Genomic DNA, 20,006 nt, shown 5'->3' with positions numbered 1-20,006 from the left:
TCGGGGGTGGGATCTTCGGGGGCCTGGGTCTTGGCCTGGGTCTTGGCCTGGGTCTGGGCCCGATCTGGATCCTGGGCCTGGGCCTGGGCCGGAGGCGCGGCCGTCTCCGGCGCCGCGGCCGCGGTAGTCGTCGCCTTGCCCGGCCGTCGCCGCATCGCCACCAGCCCGACCAGCGCGAGCAGCACCGGCGCCCCGGCGGGCAGGACCGGAGTCGCCGTCACCGCGATCACCGCGCCGAGCGCCCCGGCCCTGCGCGCGTTCCCGCTGTCCCGCACCGCGGGCATGACCAGCGCGAGCAGCACCGCGGGGAACGCCGCGTCGAGCCCGAACCGCCCGGTGTCGCCGAGCGCCGACCCGGCGAGCGCGCCCGCGAGCACGCTCACGTTCCACACGGCGAACAGGCCGAGCCCCGATATCCAGAACGCGGCCTTGCGGCTTCCGCGGTCCGGCTGGGCGAGGACGAATGCCGCCGTCTCGTCGGTGATCAGGTGCGCGCCCACGAGGCGGGCCGCCCAGGAGCGGCCCAGGCTGTCGGCGACGGCCAGGCTGAAGGCCGCCGTACGGGAGTTGAGCAGCAGCCCGGTGGCCGCCGCGGCCGCGGCGCCGCCGCCACCCGCCAGTACGGCGACGGCGCTGAACTGGGCGGAGCCCGCGTACACGAGCAGGGACATGGTGACCGGCACCCAGAGCGGCAGGCCGTCCGCGACGGCGATCGCGCCGAAGGAGATGCCGACGACGACGTCGGCGGCCCAGACGAGCGCGATGTCGCGCAGGACGCCCGGGGGCAGGTCGGAGAGGCGGACGAACCCCGTCGTTCGCTCTGAGGGGTCATCCGTTCGGTGTGGCGAACGCATGCCGCGTAGCATGTGCAGACGGCGAGGCGTTCGTCAAGTCGAACGATTGGTACCCTGTGCCGAACGAATCGATCGGAAGCCCGTATCGGAAGCCCGTATCGGAAGCCCGTATCGGGAGTCCGGGCCGGGAGTCCGGACCGGCAGCTCAGACCGGCAGCTCAGGGAGTGTGCAGCGCATGACCGACCTCGGCGACGGCGCCAGGGACCCCCGGCCGGGCGGCGCGCGCCCGCCCGCGGGCCTGCCCCGCGAGTGGATCGCCGCGTCCCTGCGCCGGGAGCGCACCCGCGCCGGACTCTCCCTCTCCGAGCTGGCCAAACGCGCCGGAATCGCCAAGTCCACGCTGTCCCAACTGGAGGCGGCGACGGGGAACCCGGGCATCGAGACGGTCTGGGCGCTCGCCGTCGCCCTCGGCGTGCCGTTCAGCGTGCTCGTCGAGTCGCCGGGCCCCGCCGTGACGGTGATCCGCGCGGGCGAGGGCCCGACGATACGGGCCGAGGAGGCCTCGTATGCGGGCACGCTCCTTTCGGCGGGCCCGTCCGGCGTGCGGCGCGACATCTATCACGGCGCCATGGAGCCCGGCTCCGTGCGCGAGTCCGAGCCGCACATCCCCGGCTCGGTGGAGCATCTGATCGTCAGCACGGGCCGGGTGCTCGCGGGCCCGTCCGGCGAGCGGGTGGAGCTGGGCCCCGGTGACTACATGTCGTACCGGGGCGACGTCCCGCACGCGTACGAGGCGCTGGTGCCCGGCACGACGTTCGTGCTGGTGATGCAGCACGTGTGAGGCGTCCGGCCGGGGTGCCCGGGGCCTGCGTCCCGCGAGTGCGTCCGGTGCCTTCGTCCCGTGGACGCGTCCAGCGCGCGGCCGGGCCCCGCGCCTGCGCCCCGCGGGCGCGTCCCGCGCCCGCGCTCAGCCCCTGCGCCGCTTGTGCCCCAGCAACTGCTCCCGCAGCGCGGTGAGTTGATGTGACGTGTCCACGGCCCGCGCCTCGTCCAGCGTCGTCAGCGCCAGCAACAGCACGTCCGCGACCACGAGAGCCGTGAGCGCCTCGGTCGTTATGCCGGTGGGCGTGTGCGGCGCCGTCAGGACCGCGTCCACCCGCCCCCCGAACACCTCCGCCAACTCGTCCGTCACCAGCACGATCCGGGCCCCGACCGCCCGAGCCCGGTCGATCAGGACGTCCAGCTCGGGAAGCGCCCTGCCCGGCTGGAAGATCACCACCGCGTCCCCCCGCCGCAGCGCGAGCAGGTCGTCGGCGAGCGCGAACCCGGTCGCCCCCACATGCCGGGCCCGCCGCCCGATGCGGCCGAGCGCCAACGCCAGGTGCCGCGCGGCCAGTTCGGACGCGGCGACCCCGAAGCAGTGGATCTCGCCCGCCTCGGCGAGCACCCCGACCGCCGTGCGCAGCGCCTCGTCCGGGGTGAGGCGGCGGGCGTGCTCGATGCGCTCCTGCGCCTCGTCGAACACCTCGTCCCAGATGCCGCCGAGGTCCCGCCCGACGTGCGCGATGCGCTGGGCGAGGCGCACCTCCGGGGCGACGCTGGAGGTGAAGTCCGCGGTGAGGTCGCGCTTGAGCGCGGGCAGGCCCGCGTACCCCAGGCGCTGGAGGGCGCGGACGACCGTGGCGTTGCTCGTCCCGCTGGCCGAGCCCAGCTCCTGCGCGGACGCGAAGAGCAGGGACTCGGCGGGCGCCCCCGCCAGATACTGCGCCACCGCGCGCTCCGACGCGGACAGCGTCTCCCACTGATCCCGCACGGCGGCCCGCAGCCGGGCCAGGCCGCCCGCGCCGCCGTCCCCGCCGGGCCCTGCCTCGCCCGCCCCTGCCGCGCCGCTCCCGCCGCCCGCGCCGCCGTCCTCGCCCTCCGGCATCCCTGAAATCTTCATTACAGCTATTGACTCCCGTGTGATGCCCGTTACTCTCCTGGACAACGCATTCCAAGGAGAGAGAGTTCCGTAACCGACGTTACAGGACGGCGGTCCCGGGGACCTCTCCGTCGCGAGGAGAAGCATGGCACCGCGCACCGCCCCCGCAGGCCCGACCGACCCGCTCGTGGCCGACCCGTCCAGAACGCTCCCGGTCGTCGAGATCGCCGGCACCCCCACCGCCCGCGGCCGCCAGTACGGCGAGGCGGTCCGCCCCCAGCTGCACGCGGCGCTCGCGTACTACGAGGCCGCGTTCGGCCAGTCGGCCGGGCTGACCTGGGACCAGGTGACGGCACGGGCCGCCCGCTGGCTGCGGCCCGTGCGGGAGTACGCGCCGGACCTGGCCGAGGAGATGGCCGGGATCGCCGAGGGCGCGGGCGTCGGCCTCCTCGACGTCCTCGCCCTGAACGCCCGCGGCGAGGTGATCTACGACCGCTCGTTCAAGGACATGGTCGGCAGCGCCGCGCCACAGGCCGCCGCCGAAGCCGCCGAAGTCCCCGACGGCTGCACATCCTTCGCCGCCTACGGCGAGGCCAGCGGCGACGGCCACGTCTACGCCGGGCAGAACTGGGACTGGCGCGCCGGAGTCGCCGACACCGTCGTGATGCTGAGGATCGTCCAGCCCCCGAAGCCCACCCTGATCATGCAGGTGGAGGCCGGCCAGATCGGCCGGCAGGGCGCCAACTCCGCCGGGATCGCGCTCAACGCCAACGGCCTCGGCGGCCGCTTCAGTGACGCGGTCGGCCTGCCGCAGACCGTCGTACGCCGTCGCGTCCTGGACCAGCACGCCATCACCGACGCCGTCGACGTGCTCTGCCGCGCCCGCGCCCACATCGCCTCGAACGCCCTCCTGACCTGCCGCGAAGGCTTCGCCATCGACCTGGAGACGACGCCCGCCGGGCACGGCTGGATGTATCCGACCGACGGACTCCTCGTGCACGGCAACCACTACCAGGCCGGTGTCCCCGCCGCCCTCGCCGCCGAGTACCGACCGATGTCCCCGGACTCGCTGATCCGCGTCCCGCGCGCGGAGCAGGGCCTGCGCGCCCTGCGCGCCGCCACCGGACCCGACGAGTCCCTGAAGATCATCAAGCAGGCCATGTCCGACCACCTGGGCCACCCCGAGTCGCTGTGCACCCACCCCGACCCGCGCCGCCCGCCCCTCAAGCACTGGGCCACCCTCGTCTCCTCCTGCGTGGACCTGACGACCGGCGACTACCGCGTCACCGCGGGCACCCCCTGCGACCGCGACTACCAGCACCTTCCGTGGAACCTCTACGACGGCCCGTACGGAGAAGCCAGATGACCACGAAGCGCCCGCAGCGGCCCTCGCGCCGGATGCGGCCCCCGCGCCCGATGCGGCCCCCGCGCCCGCGCGCCGTCGGCGCCGGGCTCGCCGCCCTGGCCCTGCTCGGCGCCGCGGGCTGCGCCGGAGCCGACACCTCCGCCCTCGGCGGCAAGCCCGCCGACGCCGCGAAGCTCAAGCTGTCCCCGACCACCCCGCCCGCCCGCGGCCAGCTCGACCGCGCCGACTGGCTCCTGGAGGACGAGCCCGACTCGCTCGACCTCGACACCCAGGGCACCAGCGCGGGCCGCGTCGTCCTCACCAACGTCTGCGAGCGGCTCTACCAGCTCCAGCCCGACATGAGCGTCAAGCCGTTCCTCGCCGAGAAGGCCCGCACGCCCGACGACCGCACCCTCGTCCTGACCGTCCGCGACGGCGTCACCTTCCACGACGGCTCGAAGCTCACCGCCGCCGACGTGCTGTGGAGCCTGAAGCGGCACGCCGACCCGGACATGGAACAGGCCGACGAGTTCGGCAACGTCCTGGCGATGAAGAAGACCGGGCCGCGCGAGATCACCGTCCGCTTCAAGGAGCCCGACGCCCTGTTCACCAAGGCGCTCGCCGGGGACGCTGGGATCGTCTGGAACCCCCGCCAAGTGCGGGCTGCGGGCAAGGAGTTCGGCACCCCGGGCCACGGCGACGCCTGCTCGGGTCCGTACCGCCTGAAGAGCTGGAAGTCCGGCGACTCGCTCACCATCGAGGCGTACGAAGGGTATTGGGGCAAGCAGCCGCTGACCCGCCGTGTCGACTTCCGCTGGGCCTCCGACAGCGCCCTCGTGAACGCCCTGAAGACGGGCGCCGCCGACGGCACGTACGCCGAGTCGCCCAACACCGCCGCCGCCCTGCGCACCACCAAGGGCCTCAAGCAGTACTACGGCCCTTCCACCGCCTCCCTCGTCCTCATCCCGACCGCCCGCGGCGGCCTCAAGGACCCGGCGATCCGGCGCGCCCTGTCCCTCGCCCTGGACCGCGAGGGCATCGCCAACTCCGGGTACGGCGGGCTCGTGCAGCCGTGGGCGTCGCCGGTCGGGGCGGGCGCCTGGGGGTACGAGAAGCGGCACTTCGCGGCCGCCCAGCGGAAGCTGACGGCGGTCGCGCCGGTCTCGCCCTCCTCCGACGACATCGCCGAGGCCCGGAAGCTGGTCAAGGAGGCGGGCGCCCCGGACGACCCGATCGTCATCGGCACCGACAGCAGCCAGGGCCGCACGGTCGTCGCCAACGCCACCCGCGCCGCCCTCCAGCGCATCGGCCTGAAGGCACAGATCAAGACGGTCCCGCCGGCCCAGTTCGAGGAGTTCTACAGCGACCCCGGCGCCCGCGCCGACATCGACGCCCTCGTCGGCGACTGGTACATCTCCAAGTCCGACCCCATGGGCTTCTACGACAACGGCCTGTCCGACTCCTCCAACAACTGGGTCGGCTTCAAGGACGCCACGTACGACCGTCTGACGCGCCGCGCCCTCGGCACGCTCGACGACGAGCGCCGGGCCCGGCTCACCACCGACATCCAGCGGCGGTTCGTGAACGCGGCCGTCTGGATCCCCGTGGCGCAGGTGCCGACCGCGCTCGTCCTCAGCGACGAGCTGACCGGACCGCCCGCGTCCCAGGCGTACCTCTACTACCCGTGGGCCGCCCAGCTCGGCCCGCGAAAGGCCGGGTGAGCCCCATGGCACTTCGCCTCGCACTCCGCGTCGGCCGCCGCGTCACCGGCGTGCTCGCGACGCTCCTCGCCGCCTCCTTCGTCATCTTCGCCGCCGTGTACGCGGCGCCGGGCGACCCCGCCGTGTTCCTCGCGGGCGGCCGCGACAAGCTGACACCGGAACGGCTCGCGCAGGTCCGCGCCGAGTACCACCTGGACGAGCCCCTGTTCGTCCAGTACGGCCGCTGGCTGTGGGACTGCGTCCACCTGGACCTCGGCCGCTCCTTCAAGTACAGCGACCAGGTCGCCGACCTGGTGGCCGCCCGCTTCCCCACCACCCTCCAACTCGTCCTGTACGCCACGGTCCTGTTCGTCGTCCTCGGCGTGGGCGCGGGCGTCCTCGCCGCCGTGAAGCGGTCCACGTGGGTGGACTCGGCGGTGGTGGGCGCGACGACGCTGGCCGCGTCGGTGCCGTCGTTCGTCGCGGCCATCGCGCTGGTGTCGTTCTTCGGGGTGCGGCTCGGCTGGTTCCCGGTGACCGGGAGCGGGTCCGGATTCCTGGACACGGTCCGCCATCTCACGCTGCCCGCCCTGTCGTTGGCGCTCGGCGCGCTCGCCCTCGTCAGCCGGGTCACCCGGCAGGCGATGGTGGACGCGGCGGCCTCCGACCACGTGGAGGCGGCCCGCGCCTCCGGCGTCCCCGAGCGGGACATCGTCCGCCGGCACGTCCTGCGCAACGCGCTCGGCCCCATCGTGACCATGTGCGGCCTGGTCATGGCGGGCATGCTCGCCGGAACCGTCGTCGTGGAGACCGCGTTCGGCCTCAGCGGCATCGGCTCGCTGCTCGTCGGAGCCATCAACACCCATGACTTCCCCGTCGCCCAGGCCGTCCTGCTCCTGATGGTCACCGGATACATCGTGGTCACGACGCTGGTGGACGCCGTCCACCCGCTGCTCGACCCCCGCGTCGAAGGAGCGGCCCGATGACCGCGATCCTCACCGAAACCCCCGCCCCGGCCCTCGCGGCCGTACGCGGACGCCGTCCCGTCGGCGTCCTCGTCGCGGGCACCCTCCTCGCCCTGGTTGTCATCGCGGCCGTGTGCGCCCCCCTCCTCGCGCCGTACGCCCCCGACACCATCGACCTCTCCTCCTCCCTCGTCGGCACCGGCCGCGACCACCTCCTCGGCACCGACTCCTCCGGCCAGGACCTGCTCTCCCGGGCCCTGTACGGAGCCCGCAGCAGCCTCATCGCCCCGCTCGCGCTGCTCGCCGTCGCCGGGGTCCTCGGCGTCACCCTCGGCGTGCTCGCCGCGTGGCGCGGCGGCTGGGTCGACGTCCTCGTCTCCCGCCTCACGGACGTGATGTACGCCTTCCCGGGCCTGCTGTTCACCGTCCTGATCATCGCGGTCTTCGGCGCGGGCATGACGACCTCCGTCCTCGCCCTAGGCCTCGCCTTCACGCCGACCGTCGCCAAGTACACGCGCTCCCTGGCCCTTTCGGAGGCCCGCAAGCCGTACATCGACGCCTACCGCGTCCAGGGCATGGGCGGCCCGCGCATCTGCGCCGCCCATGTCGTCCCGAACCTCGCCCGCGCGATCCTCGGCTACCTGGTCGTCCTCTTCGGCGAGGCCCTGATGTCCCTGGCGACCCTCTCCTACCTGGGCTTCGGCGCCCAACCCCCGTCCTCCGACTGGGGCTTGATGGTCCAGGAGGGGCAGGCCGCGATCGTCCAGGGCGCGATGCTGCCCGCACTCGTGCCCGGCACGGCCATCGCCCTGGTGGTCGTGTGCTTCAACGTCGTCGGCGTCTGGGCCGCCGACCGTCTGGGGAGGCAGTGATGAGCGAATTCCGTCCCGGGGGTACGTCCGCTCCGGTGGCCGAGGCCTCGATGGAACCCGGCGTCACGGTGGAGTCCGGCGCCTCGGCGGAGCCCAGTGCCCTGCTGGAGGTCGTGGACCTGACCCTGCGGCTGCCCGGCGCCGCCCGGCCTGTCCTCGACTCGGTGTCCCTGACCGTCGCGCCCGGCGAAGTCGTCGCCCTGGTGGGGGAGTCGGGCTCGGGCAAGTCGACGACGGCGAAGGCCGCACTCGGGCTCTTCCCCGCCGGGGCGGTGGCCTCCGGTTCCGTACGCTTCGACGGCACCGAAGTGCTCGGCCTCACCGGCGAACGGCTGCGCGCCCACCGCGCCGACGGTGTCGCCCTGGTCCACCAGGACCCGCGGGCCGCCCTCAACCCGGTGCGCCGCATCGGGGACTTCCTGGTCGAGCGCGGCGCCAGCAGGTCGGAGGCGGTCGAACTGCTCGCCTCCGTGGGGCTGCCGGACCCGGCCCGCCGGGTGCGGCAGCGGCCGCACGAGATGTCCGGCGGGATGCTCCAGCGCGTCGCCATCGCGGGCGCCCTCGCGGCCCGCCCGCGCCTTCTCCTCGCCGACGAGGCGACCAGCGCGCTCGACGTCACCACCCAGGCCGACATCCTCGCCCTGCTGCGCACCCTGCGCGCCGAGCACGGCCTCGGGCTCCTCTTCATCACCCACGACCTGCATCTGGCGGCCGCGTACAGCGACCGCGTGTACGTCATGTACGCGGGCCGCGTCGTCGAGTCCCGCACGGCCTCCGCCCTCTTCACCACCCCCGCCCACCCCTACACCCAAGGTCTCCTCACCTGCTCCCCGACCCTGGGCGACACCCTCACGCCCCTCCGCCCCATCCCGGGCCGCCCCCCGTCCCTCTCGGACACCTTCACGGGCTGCCCCTTCGTCACCCGCTGCCCCGAGTCCCACCCGACCTGCGAGACCTGGACACCGGAGCCGGTGCACCTGCCGGACGGCGGCATTGCGGCCTGCGCCCTCGTGAGCGCCGAGCCGGGTCCCGCTTCCGGCGCTGTGGGCCATCGTCCCGCTGGGCGAGTGGGGTCTCCTCTGAGCGAGCCGAGTCGAGAGCTCGGGGACGGGCGGGCACAGCCCCAGGCCGACGGCGCCGACACGGACAAGGTGAACCACGCATGAAGCCCCACCTGCTGGAAGCAGACAGCCTCAGCAAGACCTACCCCCTGCCGGGCGGCGGCTCCCACCGGGCGGCGGCCGATGTGACCTTCACCGTCCCCCCGGGCGGAGCCCTCGGTATCGTCGGCGAGTCCGGCTCCGGCAAGACGACGGTCGCCAGGATGCTCGTGGGCCTGGTCCGCCCGGACCACGGCACGATCACGGTGGCGGGCAGGGCGAGGGAGCCCCGCCCCCCGCGGGGCAGGGCGGCCCGCCTGGCCAGGGCGAGGGAGATCCAGATGGTCTTCCAGGACCCCTACGTCTCCCTGGACCCCCGGCTGACGGCGACCCAGTGCCTCCGGACGGCGCTGCGCCTGCACGACCGGGGCGAGGCGAAGGCGGCGGAGCTCCTGGACCGGGTGGGCCTCGGCCCGAGGGAGGCGGACGCCCGCCCGAGGGACCTGTCGGGCGGTCAGCGCCAGCGCCTGGCCATCGCGCGGGCCCTTGCGGTGGACCCCAGGATCCTCGTCCTGGACGAGGCGGTGGCGGCGCTCGACGTGTCGATCCAGGCCCAGATCCTCCAGCTCCTGGCGGAGATCAGGGCGGAGACGGGGGTGGCGCTGGTGTTCGTGAGCCATGACCTGGCGGTGGTGCGGCACGTGACGGACGAGGTCCTGGTGATGCGCCGGGGCAAGGTGGTGGAACGGGGACCGACACCCCGGGTCCTCTCGTCTCCCGAGGACCCGTACACCCGCCTCCTCCTGGCCTCCGTACCCACCGAAGGCTGGGACCCGACCACCGCGGCTCGCGCCCGCGCGTCCCTGGACCCGACATAGCCCTGGCAGCACGCCCCGCGCGGGCGGGGCACCTCACCCCCGATCGGCCTTCGGCCTCGTCCTCAAACGCCGGACGGGCTGAAAGATCCCCCGTCGGACGGGCGGCGTCCCAGCGCAACCAGGGACATCTCAGCCTGTCCGGCGCTTGAGGACGAGGCCGAAGGCCGATCCACGCCCAGCACGGCGCCCCCGCCAGAAAAGGCAGGAGCCCCGCTGCTCCCACGAACGTGGGAGCGCAGGGCTCCTTGGGTACTGCTTCCGTCCGGATCAAGCCTCCCTTGTGGGAGGCAAGCCGCCCCTTAGATGGGGGTGACGTTCTCCGCCTGCGGACCCTTCGGGCCCTGCGTGACGTCGAAGTTCACGGCCTGGTTCTCCTCGAGGGAGCGGAAACCGCTGGCGTTGATCGCGGAGTAGTGTACGAAGACGTCGGGGCCTCCGCCTTCCTGGGCGATGAAACCAAAGCCCTTTTCGGCGTTGAACCACTTCACGGTTCCGGTAGCCATAAGCCCTCCTTGGGCCAAAGGGTTGCCCTGCTCCAGAACCTGCGATTGTTGAAACAACTGCAAAAGTCTGAAAACGACGAGAGCCCGCGGGTCACATGCTCCGCAGGCTCTGTACTGCAAGGGAAACCAAACTGCAACTTGCGGTGAGCTTAGCACGCAGGCACCCGGAAGCAATAGGGATCAAGATCACGTCACCCGGAGGTTTGACGGGATCTTCAGCAGGGTTGACGGAGGGCGCTCCGGGCCCCCGGCGACAGCGCCGCGCCGCGACGGGTCTAGCCTCACCGATGTGGACAATTCTCCCGCTGACACCCCGGACGGGGGGCCCTCGGACGGGGCCGCCTCAGCCCGCACCGCGAGGCCGCGCGTCGGCCACATCCAGTTCCTGAACTGCCTGCCCCTGTACTGGGGCCTGGCCAGGACCGGCACCCTGCTCGACTTCGAGCTCACCAAGGACACCCCGGAGAAGCTCAGCGAGCAGCTGGTGCGCGGGGAGCTGGACGTCGCCCCGGTGACCCTGGTCGAGTTCCTGAAGAACGCCGACGACCTCGTCGCCTTCCCGGATCTGGCCGTGGGCTGCGACGGCCCGGTGATGTCCTGCGTGATCGTGTCGCAGGTGCCGCTGGACCGCCTGGACGGGGCGCGGGTCGCCCTCGGCTCCACCTCGCGCACGTCCGTGCGCCTCGCGCAGCTGCTGCTCGCGGAGAAGGTCGGCGTACGTCCCGACTACTACTCGTGCCCGCCCGACCTCGGCCTGATGATGCAGGAGGCGGACGCCGCTGTCCTCATCGGCGACGCGGCGCTGCGCGCGAACCTCATCGACGGCCCGCGGCTCGGCCTGGAGGTCCATGACCTGGGCCGGATGTGGAAGGACTGGACGGGCCTGCCGTTCGTCTTCGCGGTGTGGGCGGCGCGGCGCGACTACCTGGCGCGCGAGCCGGAGGTCGTACGGGAGGTGCATCAGGCGTTCCTGTCCTCGCGGGACCTGTCCCTGGACGAGGTCGCGAAGGTCTCGGAGCAGGCGGCGCGCTGGGAGGCGTTCGACGCGGGCGTGCTCGAGCGGTACTTCACGACGCTGGACTTCCGCTTCGGGGCGGCGCAGCTCGCGGGGGTGGCGGAGTTCGCGCGGCGCGTCGGGCCCTCGACCGGGTTCCCGGCGGACGTGAACGTGGAACTGCTGCGGCCGTAGGGCCGGTGGCGGCCCCGGGTGCGTGCGCCCCGGGGCCCGGCCGGTCAGGCGGCGGGCACGGGCGCCTTCATGTGCTTGCTGATCCACTGGATCGGCCCGTTCCCCATCCCGGGCACGTACGAGTGGGCGCTGTGGGTGCCGCCCTGGATGACGTTCAGGCGCGTCTTGACCGGGCCCTTCCCGTACTCCTTCATGAACGCCTCCAGGTTCGCCTGCCCCTTCTCCGCCGTCCCGACCTGGAAGGCGATGTCGACCTCGGGGCCGCCGCGCGCGATCAGGCGCCGGGCGAGCCGCTCCGGGTCGTTGGCGAGCCGCTCGGTCTCGTGGCCCCGCCACAGGGGCGAGTCGGGCACCGTGTCGGGGCCGCTCGCGATGACCGCCCGGAACCGGTCCGGGCGCTTGAGGACGGACTTCAGGCCCACGAATCCGCCCGAAGAGGAACCCATGAAGGCCCAGCCGTCACGCGAGTCGAAGGTGCGGAAATTCGCCTTCACGAAATCCGGTATGTCCTCCGTCATCCAGGTGCCCATTCGCGGCTGCCCCGGTATGTCACTTCCGTCGTAATAGAACTTGTCATCGGGATTGAGTACGGGCATCACGACGACGAACGGGAGGCTCTTTCCCTGGCGTGACCACTTGGCGATGGAGCTCTCCAGCTTGAGGTCCGTGCCCATCCAATAGTTATTGGGGTAGCCGGGGCCGCCGGGCAGCGCGATGAGCACCGGGAAGCCGCTGTGCGCGTACTTCGGGTCGAAGTATTGCTTGGGCGCCCAGACCCATACCTTTCCGGTGAACCCCGACTTCTTGCCGCGCAGGGTCGTCACACCGATCTTGGTGCCGTCTTCGAGGGTGCTTTCCGTGGTGAAGTCCGCGCGCGGCCCCGTCGGCATCCGGCTGCCGTCGGCCTTCGCCCGCCGGGCGGCGCCCGCGTCCCCGGACGAGGACGCCTTCGGGTTGTCGAACCTGACCGGCTCGGGCTTGTCGGACGAGCAGCCGGTGAGGGCGGCCGCGGCCAGTGCGGCGGCCATGAGGGCGGCGAGGCGGGTCGGGCGGCGGTTCATGGCGCTCCAGGGAGTCCGGACAGGCGTACAGGGGCAATCTGGTCATTTACGGATGGATAGATGGCGTGGGGGCGCGCTGCGTTCCCGTCCGCGCGCCCGTGTGCCCCACCGCATTACGCTGGCCGTCGACACGGGCACGCGGCGGACACCGGCGGACGCCGGGGCACACACCGGCGGGCGCCGTGTGGGCATGCGATCAGCGCGTCTGGGGGAGGCCTTCGCCATGCACCCGCTCGAAGCGGACGAACCCGCCGTCATCGGCCCCTACCGACTGCTCGGACGCCTCGGCGCCGGCGGCATGGGACGCGTCTATCTGGGCCGCAGCGCCGGCGGCCGCACCGTCGCCGTGAAGGTCGTCCACCCGCACTTCGCCCTCGACGAGGAGTTCCGCGCCCGCTTCCGGCGCGAGGTCGACGCGGCCCGGCGGGTCGGCGGCGACTGGACCGCCCCCGTCCTGGAGGCCGACCCGGAGGCGTCGGTGCCGTGGGTGGCGACGGCGTACGCGGCCGGGCCGTCCCTGACCGAGGCCGTGCGGGACGGCGGCGCGCTGCCCGAGCACTCGGTCCGCGTCCTCGGCGCGGGCCTCGCCGAAGCCCTCGCGCACGTCCACGGCCTCGGCCTGGTCCACCGCGACGTGAAGCCCTCCAACGTCCTGCTCACCATGGACGGGCCCCGCCTCATCGACTTCGGCATCGCCCGCGCCACCGACGGCACCGCGTCCCTCACCTCCACGGGCGTCTCCATCGGCTCGCCCGGCTACATGTCCCCGGAGCAGATCCTCGGCAAGGGCGTCACCGGCGCCGCCGACGTCTTCTCCCTCGGCGCCGTCCTCGTCTACGCGGCGACCGGCGGCACCCCCTTCCCCGGCGACTCCTCCGCCGCGCTGCTCTACAAGGTCGTCCACGAGGAGCCCGAACTCGGCGCCCTCACCGGCGACTTCCGCGACCTGGTGGCCGCCTGCCTCGCCAAGGACCCCGCCGCCCGTCCCACCCCCGCAGACCTGGCCCGCCACCTCGCCCCCGAGGGCGCGGCGCCGCTGGTGGCGGCGGGCTGGCTGCCCGGCGCCGTGGTGGAGCGGGTGAGCCGGAGCGCGGTGCGGCTGCTCGACCTGGAGGTGGACCACGCGGGGGGCGTGAACGGCTCGGGCGGAGCGGCGGTGCCGCCGTCGGGGCCGGTGCCGTTCACGGGGGCGAGCGCGGGGGCAGGGGCGGAGGCGGGGGTGTTCGGGCCGCCGGACGCGTCGTACGCGCCGGGAGGCCCCTCGACGCCGTCGGCGCCGCCGACGCCGTCGGGCCCTTCGGGCTCCCCGGCGCCGTCGGCCGCGTACGATCCGGGCCCTTCCGCGCTGTCCCCCGCGTACGAGCAGAAGAGCGCGTCGGCGCCGCACGGAGCCGGGACCCCCGCGACCACCGACACGGCCCCGTCCGACGCGCCGCCCTCCGGCGGGCTCTCGCTCTCCGTGGCGGCGACCTCGGCGCCCGCGCGGCCCGACGGCCGTGGACGCAGGGTGAGTTGCACGGTCGCGCTCGCGGTGGCCGGGGCGCTCGCGGCGGTCACGGTGGGGTCGGTGTTCGTGTTCAACCTGCTGCCGGGGGGCGACGGCGGCGCCAAGGACTCGGCGGGACGGCCGCCGAGCGCGACGGGGGACGCGGGCGACGACTCGCAGGTCGAGGGCGCAGTGCCCGCGCGCTACGTCGGCACGTGGCGCGGCAAGGCGTCGGCGCGCGACGGTCTCGTACCGCTCGGCACGTTCGAGGTGACCGTGCGCCAGGTGCCGAAGGCCGGGGACCGCGTCGGCGCGGTGACGCAGACGGACCTCATCGGCGACAAGTGCGTGGACAACCTGACCCTGAAGTCGGCCACACCCAGGGAACTCGTCGCCACCGGCGTCGGCGACAAGTCCAACCCGAAGCAGTGCTCCCAGGCCTCCCACACGGTGCGGTTGCGACCGGCCGGCTCCGGGCTGCGGTTCACCTCCGAGGACCCGAAGGCGGGGGATCCGGCTGCGCGGTTGGTCAAGGTCGGGTGACATATGTGCACCTGAAGGGCTATGGGGGATTAGTCGTTGGGTGGGAATTGCGGGGAACTCGGGGGCGGTAAACCTGGGATTGACAGGTGCGGTAGCGTCCCACGTGGCAGTTGAGATTCTTTACTTTCGTGATACGGGGAGGTACCGATGGCTGACGACATCGACCGCGGTGCAAAACTCGAGAAGCTCCAGAAGCTGTACGAGGCGTTCCAGAAGAAGGAGGGCGAGGTCCGTGACCTCATCCACCTCCTGGACGGTCAGGCCAACGACAGCCACGGCTTCTGGAAGGGTCCGGGCGCCGACCGGTTCCGCGACGACTGGCGTGAGTTCAAGCCGCAGCTGAACCGCCTCGCGGACTCGCTGGGCGACGCCTACAAGTCGGCCAAGAACAGCCACGACCGGATCGAGCAGGCGACGTCGGTCTGACGTCGCACACTCGCTCCGACGTGGCGCTCTGACGCCGCGGTACGCGCATGAGGGGGGCCACCGGCAACGGTGGCCCCCCTCACGTGCGTTGTGGGTCCCGAAGCGGGCGCCCCGTCGCTCAGGCGTCGAGGATCGCCTGTACCGGCATCATCTGCCCGCCGCGCACGAGGATGCCGCGGCCCGTGGGACCGCCGCCCGAGCCGGTCGGCACCCGGACGTTGAACAGTTCGCCGTCCGACGCGCTCTGCGGGGCCAGGATCAGGCCCTGGCGGGAGCGGCGCGCCTCGACCACGAAGCCGCGGTACTGCGAGCTGAGAGTGTCCGTGGCCCCCGCCGCGATGACCGCGATGCCGCCGTCCCTGCCGTTCTGCGCGACCTCCTCCAACGGCCGGTCCAGGGAGCCGTCGTAGAGCATGTCCGCGTCGTCGGCCACGACGGCGTACTTGCCGTCCGCGCGCTCGATCAGCTCCTTCAGGTCGCGTTCCGAGCTGTCGGCGGTCAGCACGCCGAGCACCCCGGCCTCGCCCTCCAGTGATCGCAACGGCGAACGGCGGGGCGTGACGAGGATCAGCGGCGTCCGGCTCGCGAGCAGGGTGCGCGCGGCCACGAGGAGCGCCGTGGAGCGGCCCGACTTGGGCGGTCCCGCGATCACGAAGCCGGGGCCCGACTCCTCCAGGTCGATGCCGATCGGCTCCAGTTCGTCGCCGCCCACGCAGAACAGCGCCCACAGCGGCGACGGCGGCACGAACGCCGGGTCGAGGGCGCGGGTCTGCTCCAGCGTGATGCGCATGGGCAGTTCGTCCACGCGCAGCGGGCGGCGGTCGCGCGGCGGCGTCGGGTGCCCGCGCTGTGCCTCCTGGGCGATCTCCCGCAACGCGGCGACCTGGGCCTGGCCGGAGGGGTCCGGGGCCAGGAGGGCGATCTGGCTCTCCTGGACGCCGTGGTCGGTCAGGCGCAGGGCGCGCCCGGACGGCATGTCCTTGGGCACCTCACGGGCCGAGAGGCCCGCCAGGGAGTACTCGTTGGCGTCCGTGAGCCGCAGGATCAGCTTGTCGGCGAACGACGGTGAGATCTGCCCGCTGAAGCCGCTGCGGTCGGCGGTCATGACGACCTTGACGCCGACCGCGGCGCCCTCCCGGAAGATCTTCACGATCATGTCGACGAGCTTGCCGTAGTCGATGCTCTCCAGGGCCGCGACATAGCCCTCCCAGTTGTCGACGAGCAGCACCATCCACGGCAGCCGGTCCGCGGGCGCGGCGGTGGCCCGCTGCTCGGCCGCGCTGGACAGGCCCTCCAGGGCGAGGAACTGCTGCCGCCGTGAGATCTCGGCGGAGAGCCGGTCGAGCAGGCGGCGCACCCGGTCGGGCTGGTCGCGGGTGACGATGGCGCCGCAGTGCGGCAGATTGGCCAGCGGGAGCAGCGCGTTGGCGCCGCAGTCGATGCCGTACATGTGCACGTCGGAGGGCGAGGTGTCGCGCGCCAGCGAACCGGCGAGGCTGCGCAGCGCCGTGGACCGGCCCGAGCGGGCGCCACCGGCCAGCATGATGTGCTCGCCGTGCACCAGGTCGAGCGCGAGGGGCGTGCGGCGCTGCTGCGCGGGCAGGTCGGTGAGGCCGATGCGGATGGGCGCCACCTCGTCGGCCGCGCGGGGCTCCTCCTCCGGTGCGTCCGGCAGGTCGCCCAGCCACAGCAGGTCGGGCAGCGGGGGCAGCCACGGGCTGCGCTGCTCGCCGAAGCCCATGAGCTCGGCGCCTTCGCGGATGGCGCCGACCAGCACGCTCAGGTCCGTGACCAGCGTGCCGTCGTCGTCGTTCGTGGCGAGCCGGGGCGCGGGGCGGCCGACGGAGGCCCAGTCCACGGGGAACGCGGTCGCCTTCGGCCGGTCGGAGTCGTTGCTGGGCCTGCGGCCACCGATGCGCGCCGACTGCACGGCCACCAGGGACTGCGCCCCGGACCGTACGTAGGCGCGGCCGGGCGTGGACTTGGCGATGGCGCCCGCGTCCGGCGCGTCGATCACGTCGGAGGACTCGCCGCCGTCGGTCACGCGCAGGGCGATGCGGAGGTTGGTGTTGGCGCGGATGTCGGCGCTCACCACACCGGCGGGCCGCTGGGTGGCCAGGATGAGGTGGACGCCGAGGGAGCGGCCGCGGCGTGCGATGTCGACGAGGCCCGCGATGAAGTCGGGGAGTTCGGCGACGAGGGACGCGAACTCGTCGATGATCAGGACGAGCCGGGGCATCGGCTCCAGGTCGGGGCGGATCTTGCGGGTGTCGTTGTAGTCCTCGAGGTCCTTGGTGCCCGTGTCGAAGAGGATCTCCTCGCGCCGCTTGAGTTCGGCGGCGAGCGAGGCCAGGGCGCGCTCGGTGAGGTGGGCGTCGAGGTCGCTGACCATGCCGACGGTGTGCGGCAGTTGGGCGCAGTCCTGGAAGGCGGAGCCGCCCTTGTAGTCGATGAGGACGAAGTTCAGGGCGTCGGGGCGGTTGGCGAGCGCGAGCGAGGCGATGATCGTCTGCAGCAGCTCGGACTTGCCCGCGCCGGTGGTGCCCGCGACCAGGGCGTGCGGCCCGTCCTTGCGGATGTCCAGGGTGAAGACGCCGTCGGCGGCGATGCCGATGGGCACCGATGTGGTGGAGCCGCCCTGCCGCCAGATGTCGGCGACGTCCGCGCCCGCCGGGTCCGGCATGCCGAGCAGCGACAGCAGGCGCGCCGCCGTCGGCAGGGCGGCGTCGGCGTCGTCCTGGCTGACGTCGCGCACCGGTGCCAGGGACCGCGTCACCAGCTCGCACCACGCGCCGGACACCTGGTCGGCCAGGACGTCCCCGATGTCCTCCAGGCCGCCGCCGCTGATCCGTACGTGGCTCGGCCGGTCCGGCAGGCCGATGACGGCCGCCTTGCACTCCTCCGGAAGCAGCCGGTCGTCCTCGTCGACGCAGATCGCGAAGATGCCGTGCTGAGGGCCCTCCTGGAGCAGCTGAGGTACGCCGGGCATCCGCCGCAGCAGCCGGGCCCCGTCCAGGACGACCAGCGTGAACGGGTCGGGGCGCAGCCGGTTGGACGCCCCGAAGTCCGACGAGCTGGCCTTGCGGCGCTCCAGCTCGGCCTGCAGTTCGTGGATGCGGCGGCCGACCAGCTCGGGCTCCGCGCCGACGAGGGACAGGCAGTCCTGGCCGCTCTGGGGCGCCGTGTGCGGCAGCCAGTGCGCCCAGTCCCAGGCGTCCTTGGCGTCGGGGGCGGCGGAGAGCACGACGAGGGAGAGGTCGCGCGGGCTGTGCAGGCCGGTGGCCTGGGCGAGGAGCCAGCGGGCGACGGCGAGGCCGATGCGGCGCTCACCGGCCACGCCGATCACGCCGAGCTCGGGCAGCGGCAGGACCACGGGGACGTCGGCGATGAGGGGCGGCTGCGGCGGGTCGTCGAAGCTGCTGCCCTTGGCGGCCCGCAGCTCGATCTCGGCCTGCTGCTCGGCGAGGCCGACCCGCAGTTGCAGCACGTCCGGGTCGACGAGGCGCCGCTCCCAGAGGCGGCGGCGGGGGCCGGTCGCGTACAGGAGGAGTTCCGCCGGGTCGGGGTGGGCGGCGCGGCGGGCCCGCTGGTCGGCCTTGCCGAGCTCGATCACCTGCGCGTCGAACTCGACGAGGGCGCGCCGGTACTCCTTCACTTCCTGCTTGTACTTCTTGCGCGTGTGGCGGGCCTCGCTGAACCAGTAGCCGAGCATCATCAGCGGGCTCATGGCGCAGAACAGCAGCGTGTAGACCTGTCTGGTCATGAAGTACATCGTCAGACCGAACAGGGCGGGGATGAAGGAAGTGATCAGCTGCAGCCGCGGCCCCTCGCCCTTGACCGGCTCGGCGGGCACGGTGAGCCTGGGGCGGTGCCGCAGCGGGGAGAAGCGGGGCGGGCGGTTGTAGGCGTAGCCGCCGTCGTCCGTCGGCGCCAGGTGCGCGTCCGGCGCCTCGGCCTCCGCCAGGACGAGCCGGGTGTCGCCGACGCGGATGAGCTGGCCCACGGGCCAGGGGCAGTCGGTGGCGACGGGCGAGTCGTCGAGGACGAGGGGCACGCCGTCCTGCGGGTGCAGCGTGACCTCGCCGCCGACGTTCACCGACAGGCGCAGGGCGAGGGCGGGGACGGACGGGTCGGCCACGGGGAGCGTGCAGGTGGGGGCGGAGCCGACGCTCACCGTGCCCGCCTGGACACGGGTGATGCGGCCGGTGTCAGGGCCGCCGCACACCCGCAGTTCGTACCGTCCCGCGGGCTCGCCGGCCCGCAGGAACGGGCCGATGGAGTCGTCCGTGGTGACGCGCACGCCGTCGCGCAGCGCGGAGGACGCGGGGGCCGCGGGGTCGTGCAGGGTCCCGTCCACCCACAGGCTCGGTATGCGCCCCGTCCCCGTCGCCTTGGGCGTGCCGGGCCCGACTCCGAGGGTCCCGGGGAAGCGCCCCGTGACCACATTGCTGGAGTCGGCCGCGACGGTCAGGCAGGCCGCGGCGTCGGCGACCGTCGCGTCCTCCTCGACCGCCAGGAACACGTCCTGCGCCGCCGCGCCCTCCCGCACGACGGTCACCATTACCCGCATACCGACAAATTCCTCTCGGCCTCAGCCCGCACTCACCACAAACACGACAAAGCCCCGCGAGAACTCCCGCGCGCCCTGAATCGCCCCTGCTTACCCTTGCATACGCCTACTCGCCCTTACTCGTCTTACTTGTCCTTCTTGGCGTCCTTGACGGCCTGGTCGCATTGCCGGGCCACTTCCCGCAGCGCCTCGGCGACGTTCTCGCATTTGGTCTTCCAGCCCCCCAAGTCGCCGCGCACATCGTCCGCGTGCGGCCCGGCCCACTGCTTCATCTGCTTCGTCGAGAAGTCGCGCGTGGCCTTCGGAAGGTCCTCGATATGATCCGCGAGGCTACGCAACTGCCCCGCCCTTTTGGCCTGTTCCTGCAGCTCTGGATCCGCCACCGCGGCTACCTCCCCGTTGGACTGCCGATACCGGTACGAGAGTACTCAGAGGGTCTCGACGGTGTCGAAGGGCAGGCGCGCGAAGGCATGCGGGCGGGAGTTCTCCGGGGAATTCGAGAGAGCACATGGAGTTGAGTTGCCTGCTTTGAGGGGCTTGGCCGCATATCGCCATTGGCGGAACTGCGACCCCTGTGGATAGCGTCAATCCGTCGGACGAGTCCGAAAACCGTAAGCCAGCGGTTCAGCGGTACAGAGGTTCAGAGGAGTAG

General features: G+C 72.9%; 15 protein-coding genes and 1 pseudogene. 10 read left to right on the top strand and 6 right to left on the bottom strand.

The window, feature by feature from the left end; genetic code table 11:
* Window positions 1-119: 119 nt before the first annotated feature.
* A pseudogene (locus ACZ6BG_RS13610) lies at window positions 120-854 on the bottom strand (AzlC family ABC transporter permease); the annotation flags it as partial.
* Between the two features lie 176 nt (window positions 855-1,030).
* On the opposite strand from ACZ6BG_RS13610, the gene ACZ6BG_RS13605 reads away from it, so the two are divergent.
* Entirely contained in the window at window positions 1,031-1,636 is a 606-nt protein-coding gene (locus tag ACZ6BG_RS13605) for a helix-turn-helix domain-containing protein (protein ID WP_468999988.1), read from the top strand.
* A gap of 126 nt (window positions 1,637-1,762) precedes the next feature.
* On the opposite strand, the gene ACZ6BG_RS13600 is transcribed toward ACZ6BG_RS13605, so the two are convergent.
* Window positions 1,763-2,737, bottom strand: a complete 975-nt coding sequence (locus ACZ6BG_RS13600) for a MurR/RpiR family transcriptional regulator (RefSeq protein ID WP_468999987.1) — start codon at window positions 2,735-2,737, stop codon at window positions 1,763-1,765.
* Window positions 2,738-2,861: 124 nt separating this feature from the next.
* Here ACZ6BG_RS13600 and ACZ6BG_RS13595 point away from each other — a divergent pair, with 124 nt between their 5' ends.
* The 6 genes from ACZ6BG_RS13595 to ACZ6BG_RS13570 are packed head-to-tail and all read left to right on the top strand — an operon-like array spanning window position 2,862 to window position 9,576.
* Window positions 2,862-4,082 carry a C45 family autoproteolytic acyltransferase/hydolase gene (locus ACZ6BG_RS13595; RefSeq protein WP_468999986.1) on the top strand — a complete coding sequence of 407 codons (1,221 nt, stop codon included), beginning with the start codon at window positions 2,862-2,864 and terminating at the stop codon, window positions 4,080-4,082.
* Between the two features lie 50 nt (window positions 4,083-4,132).
* Window positions 4,133-5,782 (top strand): ABC transporter substrate-binding protein, encoded by a 1,650-nt coding sequence (locus tag ACZ6BG_RS13590; RefSeq protein WP_469000296.1) that lies wholly within the window; start codon window positions 4,133-4,135, stop codon window positions 5,780-5,782.
* A gap of 5 nt (window positions 5,783-5,787) precedes the next feature.
* Complete coding sequence (locus ACZ6BG_RS13585; protein WP_380854383.1) at window positions 5,788-6,747, top strand: ABC transporter permease; 960 nt, start codon at window positions 5,788-5,790, stop codon at window positions 6,745-6,747.
* Entirely contained in the window at window positions 6,744-7,598 is an 855-nt protein-coding gene (locus ACZ6BG_RS13580) for an ABC transporter permease (protein ID WP_468999985.1), read from the top strand. Before ACZ6BG_RS13585 ends, ACZ6BG_RS13580 begins: the two co-directional genes overlap by 4 nt.
* Window positions 7,599-7,648: 50 nt before the next feature.
* Window positions 7,649-8,764, top strand: a complete 1,116-nt coding sequence (locus ACZ6BG_RS13575) for an ABC transporter ATP-binding protein (RefSeq protein ID WP_469000292.1) — start codon at window positions 7,649-7,651, stop codon at window positions 8,762-8,764.
* Entirely contained in the window at window positions 8,761-9,576 is an 816-nt protein-coding gene (locus tag ACZ6BG_RS13570) for an ABC transporter ATP-binding protein (protein WP_468999984.1), read from the top strand. Before ACZ6BG_RS13575 ends, ACZ6BG_RS13570 begins: the two co-directional genes overlap by 4 nt.
* A gap of 299 nt (window positions 9,577-9,875) precedes the next feature.
* On the opposite strand, the gene ACZ6BG_RS13565 is transcribed toward ACZ6BG_RS13570, so the two are convergent.
* The gene (locus ACZ6BG_RS13565) at window positions 9,876-10,079 is read right to left on the bottom strand and encodes a cold-shock protein (protein WP_052580872.1); all 204 of its coding nucleotides are present in this window, start codon (window positions 10,077-10,079) and stop codon (window positions 9,876-9,878) included.
* Between the two features lie 376 nt (window positions 10,080-10,455).
* Here ACZ6BG_RS13565 and ACZ6BG_RS13560 point away from each other — a divergent pair, with 376 nt between their 5' ends.
* On the top strand, window positions 10,456-11,268 hold the full coding sequence (locus ACZ6BG_RS13560) for a menaquinone biosynthetic enzyme MqnA/MqnD family protein (protein ID WP_469000290.1): 813 nt from the start codon (window positions 10,456-10,458) through the stop codon (window positions 11,266-11,268).
* A 44-nt stretch (window positions 11,269-11,312) separates the two neighbouring features.
* Here the strand turns inward: ACZ6BG_RS13560 and ACZ6BG_RS13555 are convergent, their stop codons facing one another.
* On the bottom strand, window positions 11,313-12,329 hold the full coding sequence (locus ACZ6BG_RS13555; protein ID WP_468999982.1) for an alpha/beta hydrolase: 1,017 nt from the start codon (window positions 12,327-12,329) through the stop codon (window positions 11,313-11,315).
* 223 nt (window positions 12,330-12,552) lie between these two features.
* Between ACZ6BG_RS13555 and ACZ6BG_RS13550 the strand changes: the two genes are divergently transcribed.
* Both ACZ6BG_RS13550 and ACZ6BG_RS13545 read left to right on the top strand, forming a co-directional pair.
* Complete coding sequence (locus ACZ6BG_RS13550; protein WP_469000287.1) at window positions 12,553-14,358, top strand: serine/threonine-protein kinase; 1,806 nt, start codon at window positions 12,553-12,555, stop codon at window positions 14,356-14,358.
* A gap of 147 nt (window positions 14,359-14,505) precedes the next feature.
* A complete protein-coding gene (locus tag ACZ6BG_RS13545; protein WP_051811534.1) occupies window positions 14,506-14,784 on the top strand; it encodes a WXG100 family type VII secretion target in 279 nt (92 codons plus the stop codon).
* 118 nt (window positions 14,785-14,902) lie between these two features.
* On the opposite strand, the gene ACZ6BG_RS13540 is transcribed toward ACZ6BG_RS13545, so the two are convergent.
* Together ACZ6BG_RS13540 and ACZ6BG_RS13535 are read right to left on the bottom strand one after the other, a co-directional pair.
* The gene (locus ACZ6BG_RS13540) at window positions 14,903-19,354 is read right to left on the bottom strand and encodes an FtsK/SpoIIIE domain-containing protein (protein WP_468999981.1); all 4,452 of its coding nucleotides are present in this window, start codon (window positions 19,352-19,354) and stop codon (window positions 14,903-14,905) included.
* Window positions 19,355-19,479: 125 nt separating this feature from the next.
* Window positions 19,480-19,737, bottom strand: coding sequence for a hypothetical protein (locus ACZ6BG_RS13535; protein WP_468450476.1), 258 nt, complete (start codon window positions 19,735-19,737; stop codon window positions 19,480-19,482).
* Between the last annotated feature and the right edge of the window lie 269 nt (window positions 19,738-20,006).

It is taken from the genome of Streptomyces sp. NPDC041205 (assembly GCF_055591765.1).
This window is presented reverse-complemented; position numbering and strand designations above follow the sequence as displayed.